Source organism: Streptomyces sp. NPDC042102, assembly GCF_055582305.1.
Genome location: NZ_JBVJDL010000002.1, coordinates 102,293 through 123,212, shown reverse-complemented (window position 1 = coordinate 123,212; position 20,920 = coordinate 102,293). Strand labels below are relative to the sequence as shown.

At 71.5% G+C, this 20,920-nt stretch carries 18 protein-coding genes and 1 pseudogene; 9 read left to right on the top strand and 10 right to left on the bottom strand.

The features are described from left to right. Position 1: 1 nt before the first annotated feature. From tpiA to pgi, 4 genes are all read left to right on the top strand, one after another. Complete coding sequence (gene tpiA / locus ACZ6KO_RS08605) at positions 2-778, top strand: triose-phosphate isomerase (RefSeq protein WP_469301901.1); 777 nt, start codon at positions 2-4, stop codon at positions 776-778. Between the two features lie 124 nt (positions 779-902). After that, positions 903-1,139, top strand: coding sequence for a preprotein translocase subunit SecG (gene secG / locus ACZ6KO_RS08600; RefSeq protein WP_401447425.1), 237 nt, complete (start codon positions 903-905; stop codon positions 1,137-1,139). Positions 1,140-1,204: 65 nt separating this feature from the next. Next, positions 1,205-1,540 carry an RNA polymerase-binding protein RbpA gene (locus ACZ6KO_RS08595; RefSeq protein ID WP_007263454.1) on the top strand — a complete coding sequence of 112 codons (336 nt, stop codon included), beginning with the start codon at positions 1,205-1,207 and terminating at the stop codon, positions 1,538-1,540. Positions 1,541-1,693: 153 nt separating this feature from the next. Beyond that, positions 1,694-3,346: a glucose-6-phosphate isomerase gene (pgi, locus tag ACZ6KO_RS08590; protein WP_469303768.1), complete on the top strand. Its 1,653-nt coding sequence runs from the start codon at positions 1,694-1,696 to the stop codon at positions 3,344-3,346. A gap of 10 nt (positions 3,347-3,356) precedes the next feature. Here the strand turns inward: pgi and ACZ6KO_RS08585 are convergent, their stop codons facing one another. The 6 genes from ACZ6KO_RS08585 to tkt all read right to left on the bottom strand — a co-directional run bounded on the left by ACZ6KO_RS08585 (position 3,357) and on the right by tkt (position 11,137). After that, positions 3,357-3,653: a LysR substrate-binding domain-containing protein gene (locus tag ACZ6KO_RS08585; protein WP_469301882.1), complete on the bottom strand. Its 297-nt coding sequence runs from the start codon at positions 3,651-3,653 to the stop codon at positions 3,357-3,359. An 82-nt stretch (positions 3,654-3,735) separates the two neighbouring features. Next, on the bottom strand, positions 3,736-4,518 hold the full coding sequence (gene pgl / locus ACZ6KO_RS08580) for a 6-phosphogluconolactonase (RefSeq protein WP_469301868.1): 783 nt from the start codon (positions 4,516-4,518) through the stop codon (positions 3,736-3,738). A gap of 813 nt (positions 4,519-5,331) precedes the next feature. Then, on the bottom strand, positions 5,332-6,369 hold the full coding sequence (opcA, locus tag ACZ6KO_RS08575) for a glucose-6-phosphate dehydrogenase assembly protein OpcA (RefSeq protein ID WP_469301866.1): 1,038 nt from the start codon (positions 6,367-6,369) through the stop codon (positions 5,332-5,334). Beyond that, positions 6,366-7,895, bottom strand: coding sequence for a glucose-6-phosphate dehydrogenase (zwf, locus tag ACZ6KO_RS08570; RefSeq protein WP_469303766.1), 1,530 nt, complete (start codon positions 7,893-7,895; stop codon positions 6,366-6,368). The genes opcA and zwf overlap by 4 nt, the downstream gene beginning before the upstream one ends. Before the next feature lie 2 nt (positions 7,896-7,897). Continuing rightward, positions 7,898-9,016 (bottom strand): transaldolase, encoded by a 1,119-nt coding sequence (gene tal / locus ACZ6KO_RS08565; protein ID WP_469301863.1) that lies wholly within the window; start codon positions 9,014-9,016, stop codon positions 7,898-7,900. Positions 9,017-9,049: 33 nt separating this feature from the next. Beyond that, a complete protein-coding gene (gene tkt / locus ACZ6KO_RS08560) occupies positions 9,050-11,137 on the bottom strand; it encodes a transketolase (RefSeq protein WP_469301861.1) in 2,088 nt (695 codons plus the stop codon). Positions 11,138-11,435: 298 nt separating this feature from the next. On the opposite strand from tkt, the gene ACZ6KO_RS08555 reads away from it, so the two are divergent. From ACZ6KO_RS08555 to ACZ6KO_RS08545, 3 genes and pseudogenes are all read left to right on the top strand, one after another. Further along, the gene (locus tag ACZ6KO_RS08555) at positions 11,436-12,383 is read left to right on the top strand and encodes a heme o synthase (RefSeq protein ID WP_401448240.1); all 948 of its coding nucleotides are present in this window, start codon (positions 11,436-11,438) and stop codon (positions 12,381-12,383) included. A 24-nt stretch (positions 12,384-12,407) separates the two neighbouring features. Continuing rightward, positions 12,408-12,719, top strand: a pseudogene (locus ACZ6KO_RS08550) (hypothetical protein); the annotation flags it as partial. A gap of 531 nt (positions 12,720-13,250) precedes the next feature. Further along, the gene (locus ACZ6KO_RS08545) at positions 13,251-14,405 is read left to right on the top strand and encodes an amidohydrolase family protein (protein ID WP_469301859.1); all 1,155 of its coding nucleotides are present in this window, start codon (positions 13,251-13,253) and stop codon (positions 14,403-14,405) included. A 43-nt stretch (positions 14,406-14,448) separates the two neighbouring features. On the opposite strand, the gene ACZ6KO_RS08540 is transcribed toward ACZ6KO_RS08545, so the two are convergent. From ACZ6KO_RS08540 to ACZ6KO_RS08525, 4 genes are all read right to left on the bottom strand, one after another. Next, the gene (locus tag ACZ6KO_RS08540) at positions 14,449-15,438 is read right to left on the bottom strand and encodes a COX15/CtaA family protein (RefSeq protein WP_469301857.1); all 990 of its coding nucleotides are present in this window, start codon (positions 15,436-15,438) and stop codon (positions 14,449-14,451) included. 4 nt (positions 15,439-15,442) lie between these two features. After that, a complete protein-coding gene (locus tag ACZ6KO_RS08535) occupies positions 15,443-16,591 on the bottom strand; it encodes a hypothetical protein (protein ID WP_469301855.1) in 1,149 nt (382 codons plus the stop codon). A 72-nt stretch (positions 16,592-16,663) separates the two neighbouring features. Continuing rightward, entirely contained in the window at positions 16,664-17,431 is a 768-nt protein-coding gene (locus tag ACZ6KO_RS08530; protein ID WP_469301852.1) for an ABC transporter permease, read from the bottom strand. Further along, complete coding sequence (locus ACZ6KO_RS08525; RefSeq protein WP_469301848.1) at positions 17,428-18,354, bottom strand: ABC transporter ATP-binding protein; 927 nt, start codon at positions 18,352-18,354, stop codon at positions 17,428-17,430. The genes ACZ6KO_RS08530 and ACZ6KO_RS08525 overlap by 4 nt, the downstream gene beginning before the upstream one ends. A gap of 339 nt (positions 18,355-18,693) precedes the next feature. Here ACZ6KO_RS08525 and ACZ6KO_RS08520 point away from each other — a divergent pair, with 339 nt between their 5' ends. Together ACZ6KO_RS08520 and sufB are read left to right on the top strand one after the other, a co-directional pair. After that, complete coding sequence (locus ACZ6KO_RS08520; RefSeq protein ID WP_469301845.1) at positions 18,694-19,452, top strand: helix-turn-helix transcriptional regulator; 759 nt, start codon at positions 18,694-18,696, stop codon at positions 19,450-19,452. Further along, a complete protein-coding gene (gene sufB, locus ACZ6KO_RS08515; RefSeq protein ID WP_469301842.1) occupies positions 19,449-20,864 on the top strand; it encodes a Fe-S cluster assembly protein SufB in 1,416 nt (471 codons plus the stop codon). Before ACZ6KO_RS08520 ends, sufB begins: the two co-directional genes overlap by 4 nt. Positions 20,865-20,920 lie beyond the last annotated feature (56 nt).

Sequence of the window (20,920 nt, the reverse complement as noted above, 5' to 3'; positions counted from 1 at the left end):
CGTGACTGACCGTACCCCGCTGATGGCGGGCAACTGGAAGATGAACCTCAACCACCTCGAGGCCATCGCCCACACCCAGAAGCTCGCCTTCGCGCTGGCCGACAAGGACTACGAGGCCGTGGAGGTCGCGGTCCTGCCGCCCTTCACCGACCTGCGCTCGGTCCAGACCCTCGTCGAGGGCGACAAGCTGAAGATCAAGTTCGGTGCCCAGGACATCTCGGCGCACGAGTCCGGTGCCTACACCGGCGAGATCTCCGGCGCGATGCTCGCGAAGCTGAAGTGCACGTACGTGGCCGTCGGCCACAGCGAGCGCCGCCAGTACCACGGCGAGACCGACGAGCAGTGCAACGCCAAGGTCAAGGCCGCCTACGCCCACGGGCTCACCCCGATCCTGTGCGTCGGCGAGGGCCTGGACGTCCGCAAGGCCGGCAACCAGGTCGCGTACACGCTGGAGCAGGTCGACGGCGGCCTCAAGGACGTCCCGGCCGAGCAGGTCGAGTCCATCGTGATCGCGTACGAGCCGGTCTGGGCGATCGGCACCGGCGAGGTCGCCACCCCCGAGGACGCCCAGGAGGTCTGCGGGGCGATCCGCGCCCGGCTGGCCGAGCTGTACTCCCCGGAGCTGGCCGAGAAGGTCCGCATCCAGTACGGCGGCTCGGTGAAGTCCGGCAACATCGCCGCGATCATGGCCCAGCCCGACGTGGACGGCGCCCTCGTGGGCGGCGCTGCGCTCGACGCCGACGAGTTCGTCAAGATCGTCCGCTTCCGCGACCAGTGAGCGTGAGGATGCGCTGGGCGTGAGTATGCGCTAGGGCGGATCCGTCGTACCCTTGCGGGGGCCAGCGGGCTGAATCAGCAGCCACTGGCCCCCGCATCAATATCCAAGGAAGTAGGGTCCAGCCGTGATTCTGGGGTTCTCGATCGCCCTGATCGTTTTCAGCCTGCTGCTGATGCTGCTGGTGCTGATGCACAAGGGCAAGGGCGGCGGCCTCTCCGACATGTTCGGCGGCGGCATGCAGTCCTCCGTCGGTGGCTCCTCGGTCGCCGAGCGCAACCTCGACCGCATCACGGTCGTGATCGGTCTGTTCTGGTTCGCCTGCATCGTCGTCCTCGGCCTGCTGATGAAGGCCAACAGCTGACCCCAACTCGGGTACAGCGCGGTACACTCACGCTTCGCGGCACCATCACGCAGGGAGTTACGACCGTGGCAAGTGGCAACGCGATCCGTGGAAGCCGGGTCGGAGCGGGGCCGATGGGCGAGGCCGAGCGCGGCGAGTCCGCGCCCCGTCTGCGCATCTCCTTCTGGTGCTCCAACGGGCACGAGACCCAGCCCAGCTTCGCCAGCGACGCGCAGGTGCCGGACACCTGGGACTGCCCGCGCTGCGGGTTCCCGGCCGGCCAGGACCGGGACAACCCCCCGGCGCCGCCGCGCACCGAGCCGTACAAGACCCACCTCGCCTATGTCCGTGAGCGGCGCACCGACGCCGACGGCGAGGCGATCCTCGCCGAGGCGCTCGCCAAGCTCCGGGGCGAGATCTAGCCACGCTGTCGCACGAGCGGACCAAGGGCCCGGCCCGTGGGAGACCATCTCCCGCGGGCCGGGCCTCTTTGTGTGCGATGCCGGGCACCGGATCCCTTAGGTTTGGTCCTTGGCGGGGCACGACAGGACGGAAGAAGTGGGTTGATGTCCGAGATGAACGCAGAAAGCCGTGTGAAGCTCAACCGGACGCCCGAGTGGCTGGCACTCGGCAAGCACCGCGAAGAGCTGGGCCGGACCCATCTGCGGGAGCTGTTCGCGGCGGACCCGGACCGCGGCGCCGGCTACACCCTGCGGGTCGGGGACCTGCACGTCGACTACTCCAAGCACCTCGTCACGGACGAGACGCTGGCGCTGCTGCGCGACCTGGCGGCGGCCACGGGCGTGGCGGAACTGCGCGACGCGATGTTCCGCGGAGACAAGATCAACACCACTGAGGACCGGGCGGTTCTGCACACCGCGCTGCGCGCCGCCCCCGAGACGGTGGTGGAGGTGGACGGCGAGAACGTCGTCCCGGACGTGCACGCCGTCCTGGACCGGATGGCCGCCTTCTCCGACCGCGTCCGGTCGGGGGAGTGGAAGGGCTTCACCGGCAAGCGCATCCGCAACGTCGTCAACATCGGCATCGGCGGCTCCGACCTCGGTCCGGCGATGGCGTACGACGCGCTGCGCGCGTTCACCGACCGGGATCTGACGGTGCGGTTCGTCTCCAACGTGGACGGCGCCGACCTGTACGAGGCCGTGCGCGACCTGGACCCGGCCGAGACGCTCTTCATCATCGCGTCGAAGACCTTCACCACCATCGAGACCATCACCAACGCGACGTCGGCGCGCACCTGGCTGCTGGCGGGCCTGGGCGGCGACGAGGCCGCCGTCGCCCGGCACTTCGTGGCCCTGTCGACGAACGCGGAGAAGGTCACCGGGTTCGGCATCGACACGGACAACATGTTCGGGTTCTGGGACTGGGTCGGCGGCCGCTACTCCTTCGACTCGGCGATCGGGCTGTCGCTGATGATCGCGATCGGCCCGGACGCGTTCCGGGAGATGCTGGCCGGCTTCCGGCTCGTGGACGAACACTTCCGTACGGCGCCGCCGCAGGAGAACGTGCCGCTGCTGATGGGCCTGTTGGGCATCTGGTACGGCGCGTTCTTCGACGCGCAGTCGCACGCCGTGCTGCCCTACAGCCACTACCTCTCGCGTTTCACCGCGTACTTGCAGCAGCTGGACATGGAGTCCAACGGCAAGTCGGTGGACCGGGACGGCAACCCGGTGGACTGGCAGACCGGCCCCGTGGTGTGGGGCACGCCCGGAACCAACGGCCAGCACGCCTACTACCAGCTGATCCACCAGGGCACGAAGGTGATCCCGGCGGACTTCATCGGCTTCGCCCGCCCGGTCACGGAGCTCTCGCCCGTCCTCGCCGCCCAGCACGACCTGCTGATGGCGAACTTCTTCGCGCAGACGCAGGCGCTGGCCTTCGGCAAGACGCCGCAGGAGGTCCGGGCGGAGGGCGTCGCCGAGGAGCTGGTCCCGCACAAGACCTTCCGCGGCAACCACCCGACCACCACGATCCTGGCGGCGGAGCTGAGCCCGTCCGTGCTGGGCCAGCTGATCGCGCTGTACGAGCACAAGGTGTTCGTGCAGGGCGCGGTGTGGAACATCGACTCCTTCGACCAGTGGGGTGTCGAGCTCGGCAAGGTCCTGGCGAAGCGGGTGGAGCCGGCACTGACCGAGGGCGCGGACGTCGAGGGACTGGACGCGTCGACGAAGGCGCTGGTGGCGAAGTACCGCGAACTGCGCGGCCGCTGACGGGGGCCTACTAGACGCGGGCCACGGACTGGAGGGTGTCCAGGAAGGCCGTGGTGAGCGGGTCCGGGTGGGGCCGGGTGTACGCGGCGAGGGTACGCCGGACCGGCGGGTCGGGGCGCAGCACCCGGCCCGCGAACCCGGGCGGCAGCAGGTTGGCCGGTACCAGGGCGGGGCCCAGACCGGCGGCGGCCAGCAGGGGCGCGGCGGCCGTCTGCTCGGTGCGCACGGCCGTACGGGGCTGGAACCCGGCCTCGGCGCAGGCGGCGTCCAGCAGTTCGGCGAGGCCGTTGCCCGGCGCGTAGTGCACCCAGTCGCGGCCGGCCAGGTCGGCGAGCCGGATGCCCTCCAGGCCGTCGGTCCGGGCCGGCCCGTCGTCGGTACGGCAGGGGCTAGGAGAGCGCCGGCGGGTACATCCCGGCCGGGAGCTTCGCGGCGGCCGTGCGGTCGAGCAGCCACAGGGTGCGGGTACGGCCGTACGCGGCGGCGGCCGGGGCCTGCACCTCGCCCGCACCGCCGAGGGCGAGGAGGACCGCGCCGGCCTTGTCCTCGCCGGCCGCCAGCAGCCACACCTCGCGGGCCGCGCGGATGGCGGGCAGGGTCAGCGAGATCCGGGTGGGCGGCGGCTTGGGCGCACCGTGCACGCCGACCACGGTGCGCTCGGTCTCCCGGGCCGCCGGGTGCTCGGGGAAGAGGCTCGCCACGTGGGTGTCCGGGCCGACGCCGAGCATCAGCACGTCGAAGCTGGGCACGGGGCCGTGGTCCTCGGGGGTCGCGGCCCTGCGCAGCTCCTCGGCGTAGGCGGCGGCGGCCGCGTCCACGTCCGCGCCGTACGGGCCGTCGGAGGCGGGCATGACGTGCACGCGGGCCGGGTCGAGGGGGACGGCGTCCAGTAGAGCCTCGCGCGCCTGCGTGTGGTTGCGCTCGGGGTCGTCGGCGGGGACGTACCGTTCGTCACCCCACCAGAGGTCGAGCCGGCTCCAGTCGACGGCGTCGCGGGCGGGGGCGGCGGCGAGGGCCGTGAGCAGGCCGTTGCCGTTGCGGCCGCCGGTGAGGACGACGGACGCGGAGCCGCGGGCCGCCTGGGCGTCGACGATCTTGGTGATGAGCCGGGCCGCGGTGGCCTGCGCCATCAGTTCCTTGTCCCGGTGGACGACGACCTGAGGAGTCGTCATACCCATGGTGGTGCCGCCTTCTGGTCGGGGGTGATGGGGTTGTCGCGGTCGCGGTCGCGGTCGCGGTCGCGGGTCCGGGTCCGGGTCCGGGTCCGGGTCCGGGTCCGGGTCCGGGTCCGGGTCCGCTGCGCGGGGCTTGTTCCCCACCCCGCCCCTTCCCGAAACCAGGGCTCCGCCCTGGACCCTTCCCTGGACTCCGTCCGGGGTCCCGCGCCTCAATCGCCGGCGGGGCTCAAAGATCGGGGGCTGCGCCCCCCGGCCCCCGTACGTGCGCTTCGCGCCCGTGCGCTCAAACGCCGCGCGGGCTGAAATACCGCCGCACGGGCTGGACATCCGCCGCACGGGCTGAACATGCCGCTGCGCGGGGCTGGACATGCGCCGTGCGGGGCTGGACATGCCGCTGCCGGCATCCCAGCCCGCGCGGCCGGCAGCCTTCCAGCCCAGCCTGGCGCATTCCAGCCCGCGGCGGGCAGCCTTCCAGCGCCGCCCGACACCATTCCAGCGCCACTCGGCACCATTCCAGCCCCGTGGCGGGCAGCCTTCCAGCGCCGCGGCGGCAGCCTTCCAGCGCCACTCGGCGCCATTCCAGCCCCGCGGCCGGCGGCCTTCCAGTGCCCACCGGGCACCATTCCAGCGCCGCCGGGCACCTAACCCAGCCCCGCCGGCGTTTGAGGCGCGGGGGTGTGGGGGCGGAGCCCCCGCAAAGCTTTGAGCCTCGCCGGCGATTGAGGCGCCGGGTGGGGGCGGGGCCCCCGAGGCGGGAAGGTCCCGTGGGGCCCGTCGCCGCGGACGGCGGGCGGCGGGCCCGTGGGGTTACTTCGTCGCCGCCTTCTTCGCCGGCTTGGCCGGCTTGGCCGCCGGCTTCGCAGCGGCCGGGGCGGCCGGCGTCTCGGCCGGGGCTGCCGGGGTCTCGGTGGCGGCCGGCCGGCCCTCCAGCCGCGCCACCCCGAACTTCAGCGCCGACTCGTACGTGTTGTCCGGGTCGAGCCGCCGCAGCTCCTCCGCCAGGAGCTCCGCCGTGTCACGCCGCTTCAGCGCCACCGCCCGGTCCGGCTGACCCGGCATGCACAGCGTCGCCAGCGAGCCGTCCGCCCGGTCCAGGACGATCACGCCGTCCTTGGTCTCCAGCCGGACCGAGGTCAGGCCGGGACCGGTCGAGACCGAACGCCGGACGGTGACCTGCAGCCGGTCCGCCAGCCACATGGCCAGCAGCTCGCAGCTCGGGTTGTCGTCCTCGCCCTCGACCGAGGCCGAGACGACCTGGACGTGCTGCTGGTCCAGGGCCGCCGCCAGCATGGAGCGCCACGGCGTGATCCGGGTCCAGGACAGGTCGGTGTCGCCCGGGGCGTACGCCCCGGCCCGCGCGGCCAGGCCCTTGACGGGGTCCTCCGACGCGTAGGTGTCCGAGATCCGCCGCTGACCGAGCGCGCCGAGCGGGTCGCCCGCCAGGTCCGCGGGGGCGCCCTCCGGCCACCAGACCACCACGGGGGCGTCGGGCAGCAGGAGGGGGAGGACGACCGACTGGGCGTGGTCGACGAGTTCACCGTGCAGACGCAGCACGACCGTCTCGCCGGTGCCCGAGTCGGCACCGACCCGGACCTCCGCGTCCAGCCGCGCGTCGCGCCGGCTGCGCGGCGAGCGGCTGACTCGCTTGATGACGACGATGATCCGCGAGGGGTGCTCGTGGGAGGCGTCCTTGGCCGACTTGAGCGCGTCGTACGCGTTCTCCTCGTCGGTCACGATGACCAGCGTCAGCACCATGCCGATGGCGGGCGTGCCGATGTCCCGGCGCGCCTGCACCAGCGCAGAGTTGATCTTGCTGGAGGTGGTCTCCGTGAGGTCGATCTTCATGGCCGGCGCCAGCTCCGTCCGTCTCGTGCGAGCATCTCGTCCGCCTCGACCGGACCCCAGGTGCCCGCCGCGTACTGCGCGGGCTTGCCGTGCTTGTCCCAGTACTCCTCGATCGGGTCGAGGATGTTCCAGGACAGTTCGACCTCCTGGTGGCGCGGGAAGAGGTTCGCGTCGCCCAGCAGGACGTCCAGGATCAGCCGCTCGTACGCCTCGGGGCTGGACTCCGTGAAGGACTCGCCGTACGCGAAGTCCATCGTGACGTCCCGGACCTCCATGGAGGTGCCCGGCACCTTGGAGCCGAACCGCACCGTGACGCCCTCGTCCGGCTGGACCCGGATGACCAGGGCGTTCTGCCCCAGCTCCTCGGTCGCACCCGACTCGAACGGCAGGTACGGCGCCCGCTTGAAGACCACCGCGATCTCCGTCACCCGGCGGCCCAGGCGCTTGCCCGTCCGCAGGTAGAAGGGGACGCCCGCCCAGCGGCGGTTGTTGATCTCCAGCCGGATGGCGGCGTACGTGTCGGTCTTCGACTTGGGGTCGATGCCGTCCTCTTCGAGGTAGCCGACGACCTTCTCGCCGCCCTGCCACGCCGAGGTGTACTGCGCGCGCACCGTGTGCTTGCCCAGGTCCTCGGGGATCTGGACCGCGCTGAGCACCTTCAGCTTCTCGGCCACCAGCGCCTTGGGGTGGAAGGAGCCGGGCTCCTCCATCGCGGTCAGCGCGAGCAGCTGGAGCAGGTGGTTCTGGATGACGTCGCGCGCGGCGCCGATGCCGTCGTAGTAGCCGGCGCGGCCGCCGATGCCGATGTCCTCGGCCATGGTGATCTGCACGTGGTCGACGTACGACCGGTTCCAGATCGGCTCGAACATCGTGTTGGCGAAGCGGAGCGCCAGGATGTTCTGGACGGTCTCCTTGCCGAGGTAGTGGTCGATCCGGAAGACCTCGTCCCGGGGGAAGACCTCGTGGACGACCTTGTTGAGCTCCTCGGCGCTCTTGAGGTCGTGGCCGAAGGGCTTCTCGATGACAGCGCGCCGCCAGGAGCCCTCCTTCTGGGCCAGCCCGTGGTCCTTGAGCTGCTGGACCACCTTGGGGAAGAACTTCGGCGGCACGGACAGGTAGAAGGCGAAGTTGCCGCCCGTCCCCTGTGCCTTGTCGAGCTCCTCCATCGTCGCCTTCAGCGTCTCGAAGGCCGCGTCGTCGTCGAAGTCGCCCTGCACGAACCGGCAGCCCTGGACGAGCTGCTGCCAGACCTCTTCGCGGAAGGGCGTGCGCGAGTGCTCCTTGACCGCGTCGTGCACCTCTCTGGCGAAGTCCTCGTGCTCCCACTCACGGCGGGCGAAACCGATCAGCGAGAAGCCCGGAGGCAGCAGGCCGCGGTTCGCCAGGTCGTAGACGGCGGGCATCAACTTCTTGCGCGACAGGTCACCCGTAACGCCGAAAATGACCAGGCCCGACGGCCCCGCGATACGCGGGAGCCGCCGGTCCTGTGCGTCACGAAGCGGGTTCGCTCCGTTCACAGACAAAATGCTCAGTCCTCCGCAGGGGCGAGGCGCTGGAGCTCCGCCTCGGTCGACTTCAGCAGGTCGTTCCAGGACGCCTCGAACTTCTCGACGCCCTCGTCCTCGAGCAGCTGCACGACATCGTCGTACGAGATGCCCAGCTTCGCGACCGCGGCCAGCTCCTCGCGGGACTGGTCGTAGGTCGCACGCACGGTGTCACCGGAGATCACGCCGTGGTCGGCGGTGGCCTCCAGGGTGGCCTCGGGCATGGTGTTCACGGTGCCCGGGGCGACCAGGTCCACCACGTACATGGTGTCCTTGTACGCCGGGTCCTTCACGCCGGTCGAGGCCCACAGCGGGCGCTGCTTGTTGGCCTGCGCCTTGTCCAGGGCCGCCCAGCGCTCACCCGCGAAGACCTGCTCGAAGGCCTCGTAGGCCAGCCGGGCGTTGGCGAGCGCCGCCTTGCCCTTGAGGGCCTTGGCCTCGTCGGTGCCCACCGCGTCCAGACGCTTGTCGATCTCGCTGTCCACGCGGGACACGAAGAAGGAGGCGACCGAGTGGATCAGGGACAGGTCCAGGCCCGCGGCCTTGGCCTTCTCCAGGCCCGCCACGTACGCGTCCATGACCTCGCGGTAGCGCTCCAGCGAGAAGATCAGCGTGACGTTGACGCTGATGCCCATGCCGATGACCTCGGTGATCGCCGGCAGGCCGGCCTTGGTCGCCGGGATCTTGATGAGCGTGTTCGGCCGGTCCACCAGCCAGGCCAGCTGCTTGGCCTCGGCGATGGTCGCCGCGGTGTCGTGGGCCAGCCGGGGGTCGACCTCGATGGAGACCCGGCCGTCCTGGCCGTCGGTCGCGTCGAAGACGGGGCGCAGGATGTCGGCGGCGTCGCGGACGTCCGCCGTGGTGATCATGCGGATGGCCTCGTCGACCGTGACCTTGCGGGTGGCGAGCTCGGTGAGCTGCTGCTCGTAGCCCTCGCCGCCGCTGATGGCCTTCTGGAAGATGGCCGGGTTGGTGGTGACACCGACCACGTGCGACTGGTCGAGGAGCTCCGCCAGGTTGCCGGACGTGATGCGCTTGCGGGACAGGTCGTCCAGCCAGATCGCCACGCCCTCGTCGGAAAGGCGCTTGAGTGCGTCTGTCATGGGATTACATCTCCTACTTGGTTCGTACCGGCGTCAGCGCGCGGCGGCGGTGATCGATTCCTTGGCTGCCGCGGTCACGGCCTCGGCGGTCAGGCCGAACTCGCGGAACAGCACGTTGCCGTCGGCGGAGGCGCCGAAGTGCTCCAGCGACACGATCCGGCCCGCGTCGCCGACATAACGGTGCCAGGTCAGGCCGATGCCCGCCTCGACCGCCACTCGCGCCGTGACGGACGGCGGCAGCACGCTGTCCTTGTACTCCTGGTCCTGCTCCTCGAACCACTCGACCGACGGCATCGAGACCACGCGGGCCGGGATGCCCTCGGCCTGCAGCGCCTCGCGCGCGGCGACGGCGAGCTGGACCTCGGAGCCGGTGCCGATGAGGACGACCTGGGCGTCGCCGCCTTCGGCCTCGAAGAGCACGTAGCCGCCCTTGGCGGCGTTCTCGTTGCGCTCGTACGTCGGCACGCCCTGACGGGTGAGGGCCAGGCCGTGCGGGGTGCCCTTGCCGAACACCTTGGTGTGACGCTTGAGGATCTCGCGCCAGGCGATCGCGGTCTCGTTCGCGTCGGCCGGGCGGACCACGCTCAGGCCCGGGATGGCGCGCAGCGAGGCGATGTGCTCGACCGGCTGGTGGGTCGGGCCGTCCTCGCCGAGGCCGATGGAGTCGTGCGTCCACACGTAGGTGACCGGCACGTGCATCAGCGCGGAGAGGCGGACGGCGTTGCGCATGTAGTCGGAGAACACCAGGAAGGTGCCGCCGTAGATACGGGTGTGGCCGTGCAGCGCGATGCCGTTCATCTCCGCGGCCATGGCGTGCTCGCGGATACCGAAGTGGATGGTGCGGCCGTACGGGTCGGCCTCCGGCAGCGGGTTGCCCTTCGGCAGGAACGAGGAGTTCTTGTCGATGGTGGTGTTGTTGGAGCCGGCGAGGTCGGCCGAACCGCCCCACAGCTCCGGGATGACCGCGCCGAGCGCCTGGAGCACCTTGCCGGAGGCGGCGCGGGTGGCGACGCCCTTGCCCGGCTCGAAGACGGGGAGCTTGTCCTCCCAGCCCGCGGGCAGCTCGCCGGCCTGGATGCGGTCGAACTCCGCGGCGCGCGCGGAGTTCGCGGTGCGCCAGGCGGAGAAGTCCTTCTCCCACGCGGCCTTGGCCTCGCGGCCCCGGTCCAGCGCCTTGCGGGTGTGCGCGATGACCTCGTCGGTGACCTCGAAGGTCTGCTCCGGGTCGAAGCCGAGGACGCGCTTGGTGGCCGCGACCTCGTCGTTGCCGAGCGCCGAGCCGTGCGCGGCCTCGGTGTTCTGGGCGTGCGGGGCCGGCCAGGCGATGATCGAGCGCATCGCGATGAAGGAGGGGCGCTCGGTCTCGGCCTTGGCGGCCGCCAGCGCCGCGTACAGCGCCTTGGGGTCGAGGTCGCCGTTGGGCTGCTGCGCGACGCGCTGCACGTGCCAGCCGTACGCCTCGTACCGCTTGAGGGTGTCCTCGGAGACGGCCGTCTCGGTGTCGCCCTCGATGGAGATGTGGTTGTCGTCCCACAGCAGCACCAGGTTGCCGAGCTTCTGGTGACCGGCCGTCGCGGACGCCTCGTGGGAGATGCCCTCCTGGAGGCAGCCGTCACCGGCGATCGCGTAGATCATGTGGTCGAAGGGCGAGGTGCCCGGGGCGGCCTCCGGGTCGAACAGACCGCGCTCGTAGCGGGCGGCCATGGCCATGCCCACCGCGTTGGCGATGCCCTGGCCCAGCGGGCCGGTGGTGGTCTCGACGCCGGCCGTGTGGCCGTACTCCGGGTGGCCGGGGGTCTTCGAGCCCCAGGTGCGGAAGGCCTTGAGGTCGTCCAGCTCCAGCCCGAAGCCGCCCAGGTACAGCTGCGTGTAGAGGGTCAGGGAGGAGTGTCCCGCGGAGAGCACGAAACGGTCACGGCCGACCCACTCCGGGTCCGCCGGGTCGTGGCGCATCACCTTCTGGAAGAGGGTGTAGGCCGCGGGGGCCAGGCTCATGGCCGTGCCGGGGTGGCCGTTCCCGACCTTCTGTACTGCGTCCGCGGCCAGGATGCGGGCGGTGTCGACGGCCCGCTGGTCCAGTTCGGTCCACTCGAGCTCTGTGCTGGTCGGCTTGGTGCTCACCGTTGGTCAGGGCTCCTCTCCACATGTCTGATGTCCCGGTGACGAACGGTGTCCCCGGCGCGATTCCGAGCCTACCCTCGCAACGGCATGCAGCTATTCGAGTGCCAGCAGCCTGTCACCACCTTGCCACGTCGGGTTTGTCCGCTCGTGGCGTTCCCGCCGGTGTTGCTTCGGTCGGCCCAACACGAGCCGACCCCCGCGCAGGGCGACCGAAGAGCAACGTCTACAGTGGCGTGGTAAGCGCAAGTGTTTACCGGGCCTTCATGCCGTCCGGCGCTTGCTGGATTCTCTGTCAGGGGTGTGCGTGACGGCCGTCGAATCCCGTCCAGCGGGGGTGCTCGGGACGAGCCCCGGTCACCGGCCGTTCGGGGCCCGGGTCATGGCTTTCGTGGCATTGACCAAGCCGCGAATCATCGAACTTCTGCTGATCACCACAGTCCCGGTGATGTTCCTCGCGGAGCAGGGTGTGCCCTCGATGTGGCTGGTCCTCGCGACCTGCATCGGCGGTTACCTGTCGGCGGGCGGCGCCAACGCGCTGAACATGTACATCGACCGCGACATCGACGCCCTGATGGACCGGACCTCCCAGCGCCCGCTGGTCACCGGCATGGTCAGCCCGCGCGAGTGCCTGGCGTTCGGCATCACCCTCGGTGTGGTCTCCACCGTCTGGTTCGGACTGCTCGTCAACTGGCTGTCGGCCGCCCTCGCCCTCGGCGCGCTCCTCTTCTACGTCGTCGTCTACACGATGCTGCTGAAGCGGCGCACCACCCAGAACATCGTCTGGGGCGGCATCGCGGGCTGCATGCCGGTGCTCATCGGCTGGTCCTCGGTCAAGAACGAGGTCTCCTGGGCCGCCGTCATCCTCTTCCTCGTCATCTTCTTCTGGACGCCGCCGCACTACTGGCCGCTGTCGATGAAGGTCAAGGACGACTACGCCCGGGTCGGCGTCCCGATGCTCCCTGTCGTGGCCGGCAACCGGGCCGTGGCCAAGCAGATCGTCCTCTACAGCTGGGTGATGGTCGCCGTCTCGCTGCTGCTGCAGCCGCTCGGCTACACCGGCTGGTTCTACACCGCGGTCGCGCTGGTCTCCGGCGGCTGGTGGCTGTGGGAGGCGCACGCGCTCCAGGCGCGGGCCAAGGCGGGCGTGACGGGCGCGAAGCTCAAGGAGATGCGGCTGTTCCACTGGTCGATCACCTACGTCTCGCTGCTGTTCGTGGCGGTGGCCGTGGATCCCTTCCTCCGTTGATTACTCGCCGGTAGCATCTGCGGTATGGCAGAAACCAAGCAGGAGCGCACCGCGGCGAAGCTCGCGAAGCAGATCGGCGCCTTCTCCCAGCAGCACGGCGGCGCCGAGGGGCAGCTCGCGTACATCGGCCAGGCCGGCACCCGGATCGTGCTCGTCGGCGCGGACGGCGGCTGGGGCGACCTGGTCGCCCCCACCCACGAGGTGGCGGAGCTGGCGGCGCGCAAGGCGGGGCTGACCCTCCAGGAGGACTTCGACGGGGAGCTGGCCGCCCGGGTCCGCACCGGCCCGTACGAGTGGACGCGCATGGCCGGCATCCAGATCGGCGGCCCGGCCAACCCGCCGGTCGCCGTGGCCGAGCCGGAGCCCGAGCCGGAGCCGGAGCCGGAGCCCGCTGCCGAGGTCACGCCGGAGCCGAAGCCCGAGGTCAAGGCCGAGGCCAAGCCCGCGCCTGAGGTCAAGGCCGAGGCCAAGCCCGCGCCTGAGGTCAAGGCCGAGGCCAAGCCCGCACCCGAGGTGAAGCCGGAGGCCAAGGCTGAGCCCGCGGCCAACGCCGAGCCGGAGATCAAGCCCGAGCCGGAGATCAAGCCCGAGCCTGAGGTCAAGGCCGAGCCGGAGATCAAGGCCAAGGCTGAGGCCAAGCCGGAGGCCAAGGACGAGCCCGCGGCGGAAGCCGAGCCCGAGACCAAGGCCGAGCCCGAGGCCAAGGTCGAGCCTGAGGCCAAGGCCGAGGCGAAGGGTGACGCGGAGAAGACCGACCCCGCGCCCGGGGACGGCTCGGTCAACAGCACGAGCAACACCTGACACCCCCGTCACCCGTTAGGACGTGTGGAAGGGCATCACGCCTCACGTCCGCAACGGGATGACCGGATGATCGAAACGCCGCCCCTGGTGGACCAGTACTGCCATGGAGTGCTCCGCACGGAGCTGGGTCTCGGCACGTTCGAGGCCCAGCTGAGCCGTTCGGGCCGGCCGGCCGCCGCCGGCACCACCTTCTTCGACACCCAGACCGGCTTCGCCGTGCGCCGCTGGTGCCCGCCGCTGCTGGGCCTGGAGCCGCACTGCCCGCCCGCCCACTACCTGGCCCGGCGCCGCGAACTCGGGGTCGCCGAGACCGGTCGCCGGCTGCTGCGCGGCTCCGGCATCTCCACCTATCTGGTCGACACCGGCCCGCCGGGCGACCTCACCGGGCCGCGCGAGCTGGCGCTGGCCGGGGACGCCGAGGCGCACGAGATCGTGCGGCTGGAGCTCCTGGCCGAACAGGTGGCCGACACCTCCGGCACGGCCGGGGCCTTCCTCACCAACCTCGCCGAGGCCCTGCACCACGCGGCCACCGAGGCGGTGGCCTTCACCTGCGGAGCGGACGCCGGGTACGGCGCCGCGCTCGCCCTCGCCCCCGAGCCGCCCGGCCCCGGCGAGGTGCGCGGCGCGGCCGGCCGGTGGCTGGCGCGGCGGGCCAAGGGGGACGCCGTACGGGATCCGGTGCTCCTGCGGCACCTGCTGTGGAGCGCGGTGGCCTCCGGGCTGCCGCTGCAACTGCACGCCGGCGCGGGGGATCCGGTCGAGCGCATCGACCGTACCGATCCGCTGCTGCTGACGGACTTCGTACGGGCGACCGCCGGCCTGGGCACGGACCTGGTCCTGCTGCACGGATACCCGTACCACCGGCACGCGGCGCACCTGGCGGCGGCCTTCCCGCACGTGTACGCCGACCTCGGTCCGGCGCTCGCGCACACCGGGGTGCGGGCCGCCGAGGTACTGGCGGAGCTGCTGGAGCTCGCGCCGTTCGGCAAGCTGCTCTTCTCCAGCGGCGGGCGGCACCTGCCCGAACTGCACGTGGTGGGCGCCCGGGTGTTCCGGGAGGCGCTGGGCCGGGTGCTGGGCGGCTGGGTCGGCGAGGGCGCCTGGTCGCTGCGGGACGCCGACCGGGTGGCCGCCATGATCGCGGCGGGCAACGCCCGGCGCGTCTACCGGCTGGACCGGCGCGCGGCGGCGCGTGCGGTCCAGCCGGTTCCGCTCGGGTGAGCGGGGAGCGGTGAGCGGGTGGCGGGGGGCGGACAGGCCCTGGCTAGGCGGCCGAGAGGGCCGGGTCGGCCTGGGCCGGGATCTCCGCCTGCTCCCGCGGCCGCTCGCGCAGGCTCAGTGCGACGCGCAGCACCGCGATCCACACCAGGCAGGAGCCGAACATGTGGGCGCCGACCAGGACCTCGGGCAGCGCGGTGAAGAACTGCACGTAGCCGATGGCGCCCTGCGCCAGCAGCACGATCAGCAGGTCGCGGGCGCGGGCCCGGGTGTCGTCCGGCGCGTCCACCACCCGCAGCACCAGCCACATGGCCACGGCCAGCGCGCACACGACCCACGCCGCGACGGCGTGCACGTGTGCGGTGGTCTCCCAGTCGAACGGCATCCGGGGCACCTCGCTGCTGTCACCGGCGTGCGGACCCGAACCGGTCACCGCCGTGCCGGCGGCGATCAGCACCAGCGTGGTGGCCACCAGCGCCCAGGACAGCTTGCGCACCGGTCCCGGCACCCGGGGCCGGGGGGCGGCGTCGCCCTCGCGGCTGCGCTGCCAGGTGAGCGTGGTCACCGTGATGAGCGCGGTGGCGAGCAGGAAGTGTCCGGCCACGCTCCACGGGTTGAGCTTGGTGTGGACGGTGATGCCGCCCAGCACCGCGTTGGCGCAGACGATCCAGAACTGCACCCAGCCGAGCCGGGTCAGCGAGCGGCGCCACGGCTTGGCGCAGCGGGACGCGAGGATGCACCAGCCCACGGCCGCGCTGACGACGTACGTCAGCATGCGGTTGCCGAACTCGATGGCGCCGTGGATGCCCTGGTCCTGAGTCGTGATCAGGCTGTCTTCGGTGCACTTGGGCCACGTGTCGCAGCCGAGGCCGGAACCGGTCAGCCGGACCGCCCCGCCGGTGATGACGATGACGACGGTCATGACGAGGGCGGCGAGTGCGGCCCGCTGGACGATCCGGGGTGACGGGGTCCAGCGCGCGGCGAGGTAGGCGAAGGGGTTAAACACGCCCCCTATCGTAGGCGGCCCCTTGTGCAAAGTTTCACGAGGGGGTGTCCAGTGGCCCCGCCGTCGTCGCTTCCGGCCCGACGGCCAGCCGGAACCTGGCCCCGGCCGGGTCGCCCTCCTCCTGCCACCAGACATGGACGCGCCAATAGCCGTGGGATCCGGGGTAGTCGGCGGACTCCAGGAAACCGGCCATGAGTTCGTCCGCTACGTCCGCCGCTGTCCTGTTTCGTACCTCCGCGGCGCTGTGCCAGGGCGCGGGGAGCGCGGACCAGGTGCCGTCGGGGCCGCGGACCTCGAAGCGCCACACCGCCAGCCACGGTGTGACGTCCAGCATGGTCTCCACGTTCTCGGGGTCCAGCCCCAGCCGGGTGGCCATCGCCCCGGGCTCCACGCCCTGGATCCGCGCGGCCACCACGGCCTGGGGCAGCAGCGGTTCGGGCAGCAGGCCCTGGGTGCGCAGGGAGACCAGGGCCTCGAAGCCGAGGAAGCGCAGCCGCAGTTGCAGCTGCCGGCCGAGGTGCTCCAGCGCCTCCTCGGCCTCCTGCCGGGCCTGGGGGTCCTCGCCGGTCACCAGCAGCCGGCGGAAGTCGCCCTCGGCGTGCACCGCCCACGCCACGGCCTCGGCCACGCTGCCCAGCTCCGCGAGCCGGTCGCCGAGGAAGACCTTGGCCTGCGCGAGTCCCCGGTGGTTGACCGGGTCGTGCTGGTCCAGGCCCGCCCAGACGTCCACGGCCGCGCGGGTCAGGTCGCGGGCCCGTTCGCCGGACGCGCGTTCCATGGGGTCCGGGCCCTCGGCGGCGGCCGCGCCCAGCGGGTACCGGGGCAGCCGCAGCTCGTCGCTGAGCGGCCAGGCCAGCCAGACCCCCTGGTTGATCAGGCCGCGGGCGTACCAGCGGGCGTACTCGGGGTGGTGGCCGGCGGCCTGCTGGGCGTGGCGCAGGCCCTCCTCGATCGCGGAGAGGGCGCCCGCCCGGTCCCCGGCCGCGAAGCGCCGGGCCGCGAGATCGCCCAGGCGCAGGCCCAGGCGGGCGGCGCACTCCGGGTCGGTCCGGGCGGGATCCCGCAAGGAGGCGATCAGCTCGTCCAGGAGCTTCTCGCGCTCCGCCGGACCGGCCTCCTCGTCCCCCGACCGGATCCTCGCCCACCGTTCGTCCAGCCGCAGAGCGGCCTCTCGCTGCGCCATGCCCGCCCCCCGGCGTCACGTCATGTGGTCAGGCGTACATCCTCCCGGCCGGGTGGCCCCGGCGGAAGGGATTCACTCCCAGCGGAAGAAGCGCGCGGCCGCGCCCAGGCCCAGCGCCGCCCACCCGGCGAGCACCGCGACATCGCCCCACGGCAGGGCGGCCCCGTGCTGGAGCACCTCGCGCAGCCCCTCGGACAGCGCCGAGATCGGCAGCAGGCCGAGGACGGACTGCACCGCCGAGGGGAACTTCTCCAGCGGAACGATCACCCCGCCGCCGACCAGCAGCAGCAGGAAGACGAGGTTCGCCGCGGCCAGGGTCACCTCGGCCTTCAGGGTCCCGGCCATCAGCAGTCCGAGTCCCGAGAAGGCCGCCGTCCCCAGCAGCAGCAGGACGGCCACGGCGAGCGGGGACCCCTGCGGCGACCAGCCCAGCCCCAGGGCGATCGCCGTCAGCAGCGCGACCTGGAGCACCTCCGTGACCAGCACCGACAGCGTCTTGGCGGTCAGCAGCGCCCAGCGCGGCAGCGGGGAGGCGCCCAGCCGCTTCAGTACGCCGTAGCGGCGGTCGAAACCGGTGGCGATGGCCTGGCCGGTGAAGGCCGTGGACATCACCGCGAGCGCGAGGACGCCGGGGGCCAGGAAGTCCACCGGCTCGCCCGCGCCGGTGTCGACGATGTCGACGGCGGAGAACAGCGTCAGCAGCAGCGCCGGGATGATCACCGTCAGCAGCAGCTGTTCCCCGTTGCGCAGCAGCATCCGGGTCTCCAGCGCCGTCTGCGCGGCGATCATCCGGGACACGGGCGCGGCCCCCGGGCGGGGGGTGAACGTACCGGCGCTCATGCGCGCAGCTCCTTACCGGTGAGCTCCAGGAAGACGTCCTCCAGGGTGTGCCGCGCCACGGAGAGGCTGTCCGGCAGGACGCCGTTCTGGGCGCACCAGGAGGCGACGGTGGCCAGCATCTGAGGGTCGACGTCGCCGGTGACCCGGTAGACGCCCGGGGTCGGCTCGGCGGCCTGGGTGCCGTCGGGCAGCGCCTTGAGCAGGGAGGCGAGGTCGAGGGCGGGGCGGCCGGTGAAGCGCAGGGTGTTCTCGGCGCCGCCGCGGCACAGCTGCTCGGGGCTGCCGTGGGCGACGACCCGGCCCGCGTCCACAATGGCGACCCGGTCGGCGAGCTGCTCGGCCTCGTCCATGTGGTGCGTGGTGAGCACGACGGTGACGCCGTCCGCGCGCAGCTCCCGCACCAGCTCCCAGGTGGCCCGGCGGGCCTGCGGGTCCAGTCCGGCGGTCGGCTCGTCCAGGAAGACCAGCTCGGGGCGGCCGACCACGGCCATGGCCAGGGAGAGCCGCTGCTGCTGGCCGCCGGAGAGCCGGCGGTAGGGGGTGCGGCCGCAGTCGCCCAGCCCGAGCCGCTCCACCAGGGGGTCCACGTCGAGCGGGTCGGCGTACAGGGAGGCCATGTGGCGCAGCATCTCGACGGCGCGGGCGCCGGAGTGGACCCCGCCGGACTGGAGCATCACACCGACCCGCGGCCGCAGGGCGGCGGCGTCGGCGACGGGGTCGAGGCCGAGGACGCGGACGGTGCCGGCGTCGGGGCGGCGGTAGCCCTCGCAGGTCTCCACCGTGGTCGTCTTGCCCGCGCCGTTGGGGCCGAGGACCGCCGTGACCGAGGACCCCGGTACGTCGAGGTCCAGGCCGTCCACCGCGGTCTTGGCGCCGTACCGCTTCACCAGTCCGCGGATCACCACGGCGGGGTCGTTGCTCATGCGGGTGAGTCTACGGAGCGGTAGCAGGGCCTCCGGGGCCCGGGGCGGAGCCCCTGTCCGTCCCCCGTACGCCGTAGTTCTTTCGCGGAGATCTTTCTCCGGAACGGAAGGTGACCGTTCCGGCACGTCCCGCGGGCCCCCGCCGGCCGGCGGGGGAGGGCGTACCCGCTCGTCGGAGGGGCTCCGCCGGTGCCGCGCGAGGCCCCTCCGACGAGTCGGCACCCCTCCCGCACCGTCACTCTGCGTCGACAGATTAGGTAACCCTTAGTGATGGATGACACCAGGAGTGGCCTCGGTCACGGCTTGTCGGGCCTCGCGTAATTACGCAACAATGGTGTTGTGAAAAACGGCGAACGGCAGACCGAGACCCCTCAGGGGGAGCTCGCACCCGGGGAGCGGTCCACCCGCAACCGGGTCGCGCGCTCCATCCTGGACCACGGTCCGTCCACCGTCGCCGACCTCGCCCAGCGTCTCGGCCTCACCCAGGCCGCCGTCCGCCGCCATCTCGACACGCTCGTCGCCGACGACGTGGTCGCACCCCGTGAGCAGCGCGTGTACGGAGCGCGTACCCGGGGCCGGCCCGCCAAGGTGTTCGCGCTGACCGACTGCGGCCGTGACGCCTTCGACCAGTCGTACGACACGCTCGCCGCCGACGCCCTGCGCTGGATCGCGCAGGCCGCGGGCGGCGGGGAGCGGGGCGAGGCCGCGGTGGCCGCGTTCGCCCGGGCGCGACTGGCGGCACCGGCCGAGACCTACCGGGAAGCGGTCGAGGCCGCGGACCCCGCGCAGCGCACCGAGGCCCTTGCCAAGGCGTTGACCGTGGACGGGTACGCTGCTACGGCGAAGAGCGCTCCCGGTCCGCACAGCGGTGAACAGCTCTGCCAGCACCACTGCCCGGTCGCGCATGTCGCCGAGCAGTTCCCGCAGCTCTGCGAGGCGGAGACCGAGGTCTTCTCCCGCCTGCTCGGGACCCATGTGCAGCGTCTCGCCACGATCGCCCACGGCGACGGGGTGTGCACCACCTTCATCCCGCGAAGCGCCGCACCACAGACCAACACATCAGCATCTGCAAGCACGGCCGGGAGGAACCCCGCATGACCACGGAGACTGCTCACCCTGAGCTCGAGGGTCTGGGCAACTACGAGTACGGCTGGGCCGACTCCGACGCGGCCGGTGCCGCTGCCAAGCGCGGTCTGAGCGAGGACGTCGTCCGCGACATCTCCGCGAAGAAGAACGAGCCCGAGTGGATGCTGAAGCTCCGCCTCAAGGGCCTGAAGCTCTTCGACAAGAAGCCCATGCCCACCTGGGGCTCCGACCTCTCGGGCATCGACTTCGACAACATCAAGTACTTCGTGCGGTCCACCGAGAAGCAGGCCGAGTCCTGGGAGGACCTGCCGGAGGACATCAAGAACACGTACGACAAGCTCGGCATCCCGGAGGCGGAGAAGCAGCGCCTCGTCGCCGGTGTCGCGGCCCAGTACGAGTCCGAGGTCGTCTACCACCAGATCCGCGAGGACCTGGAGCAGCAGGGCGTCATCTTCCTGGACACCGACACCGCGCTCAAGGAGCACCCGGAGCTGTTCCAGGAGTACTTCGGCACGGTCATCCCGGTCGGCGACAACAAGTTCGCCTCGCTGAACAGCGCCGTGTGGTCGGGCGGCTCCTTCATCTACGTCCCCAAGGGCGTCCAGGTGGACATCCCGCTCCAGGCCTACTTCCGTATCAACACGGAGAACATGGGCCAGTTCGAGCGGACGCTGATCATCGTCGACGAGGACGCCTACGTCCACTACGTCGAGGGCTGCACCGCCCCGATCTACTCCTCGGACTCGCTGCACTCCGCGGTGGTCGAGATCATCGTCAAGAAGGGCGGCCGCTGCCGCTACACGACGATCCAGAACTGGTCGAACAACGTCTACAACCTGGTCACCAAGCGCGCCGTGGCGTACGAGGGCGCGACCATGGAGTGGATCGACGGCAACATCGGTTCCAAGGTCACCATGAAGTACCCGGCCGTCTACCTGATGGGCGAGCACGCCAAGGGCGAGACCCTGTCCATCGCCTTCGCGGGCGAGGGCCAGCACCAGGACGCCGGCTCCAAGATGGTCCACATGGCGCCGAACACCTCCTCGAACATCGTCTCCAAGTCGGTGGCGCGGGGCGGCGGCCGCACCTCGTACCGCGGTCTGGTCGAGATCGGCGAGGGTGCCGCGGGCTCGAAGAGCAACGTGCTGTGCGACGCCCTGCTCGTCGACACCATCTCCCGCTCGGACACCTACCCCTACGTCGACGTCCGCGAGGACGATGTGACGATGGGCCACGAGGCGACCGTCTCCAAGGTCTCCGACGACCAGCTCTTCTACCTGATGGCCCGCGGCCTCTCGGAGTTCGAGGCCATGGCCATGATCGTGCGCGGCTTCGTCGAGCCGATCGCGAAGGAGCTGCCCATGGAGTACGCGCTGGAGCTCAACCGGCTGATCGAGCTGCAGATGGAGGGCTCGGTCGGCTAGTCCGGCCGCCGCCCCGTTCCGCAGCGCATTCCTTGACGTAGACGTGTTCTTTTAAG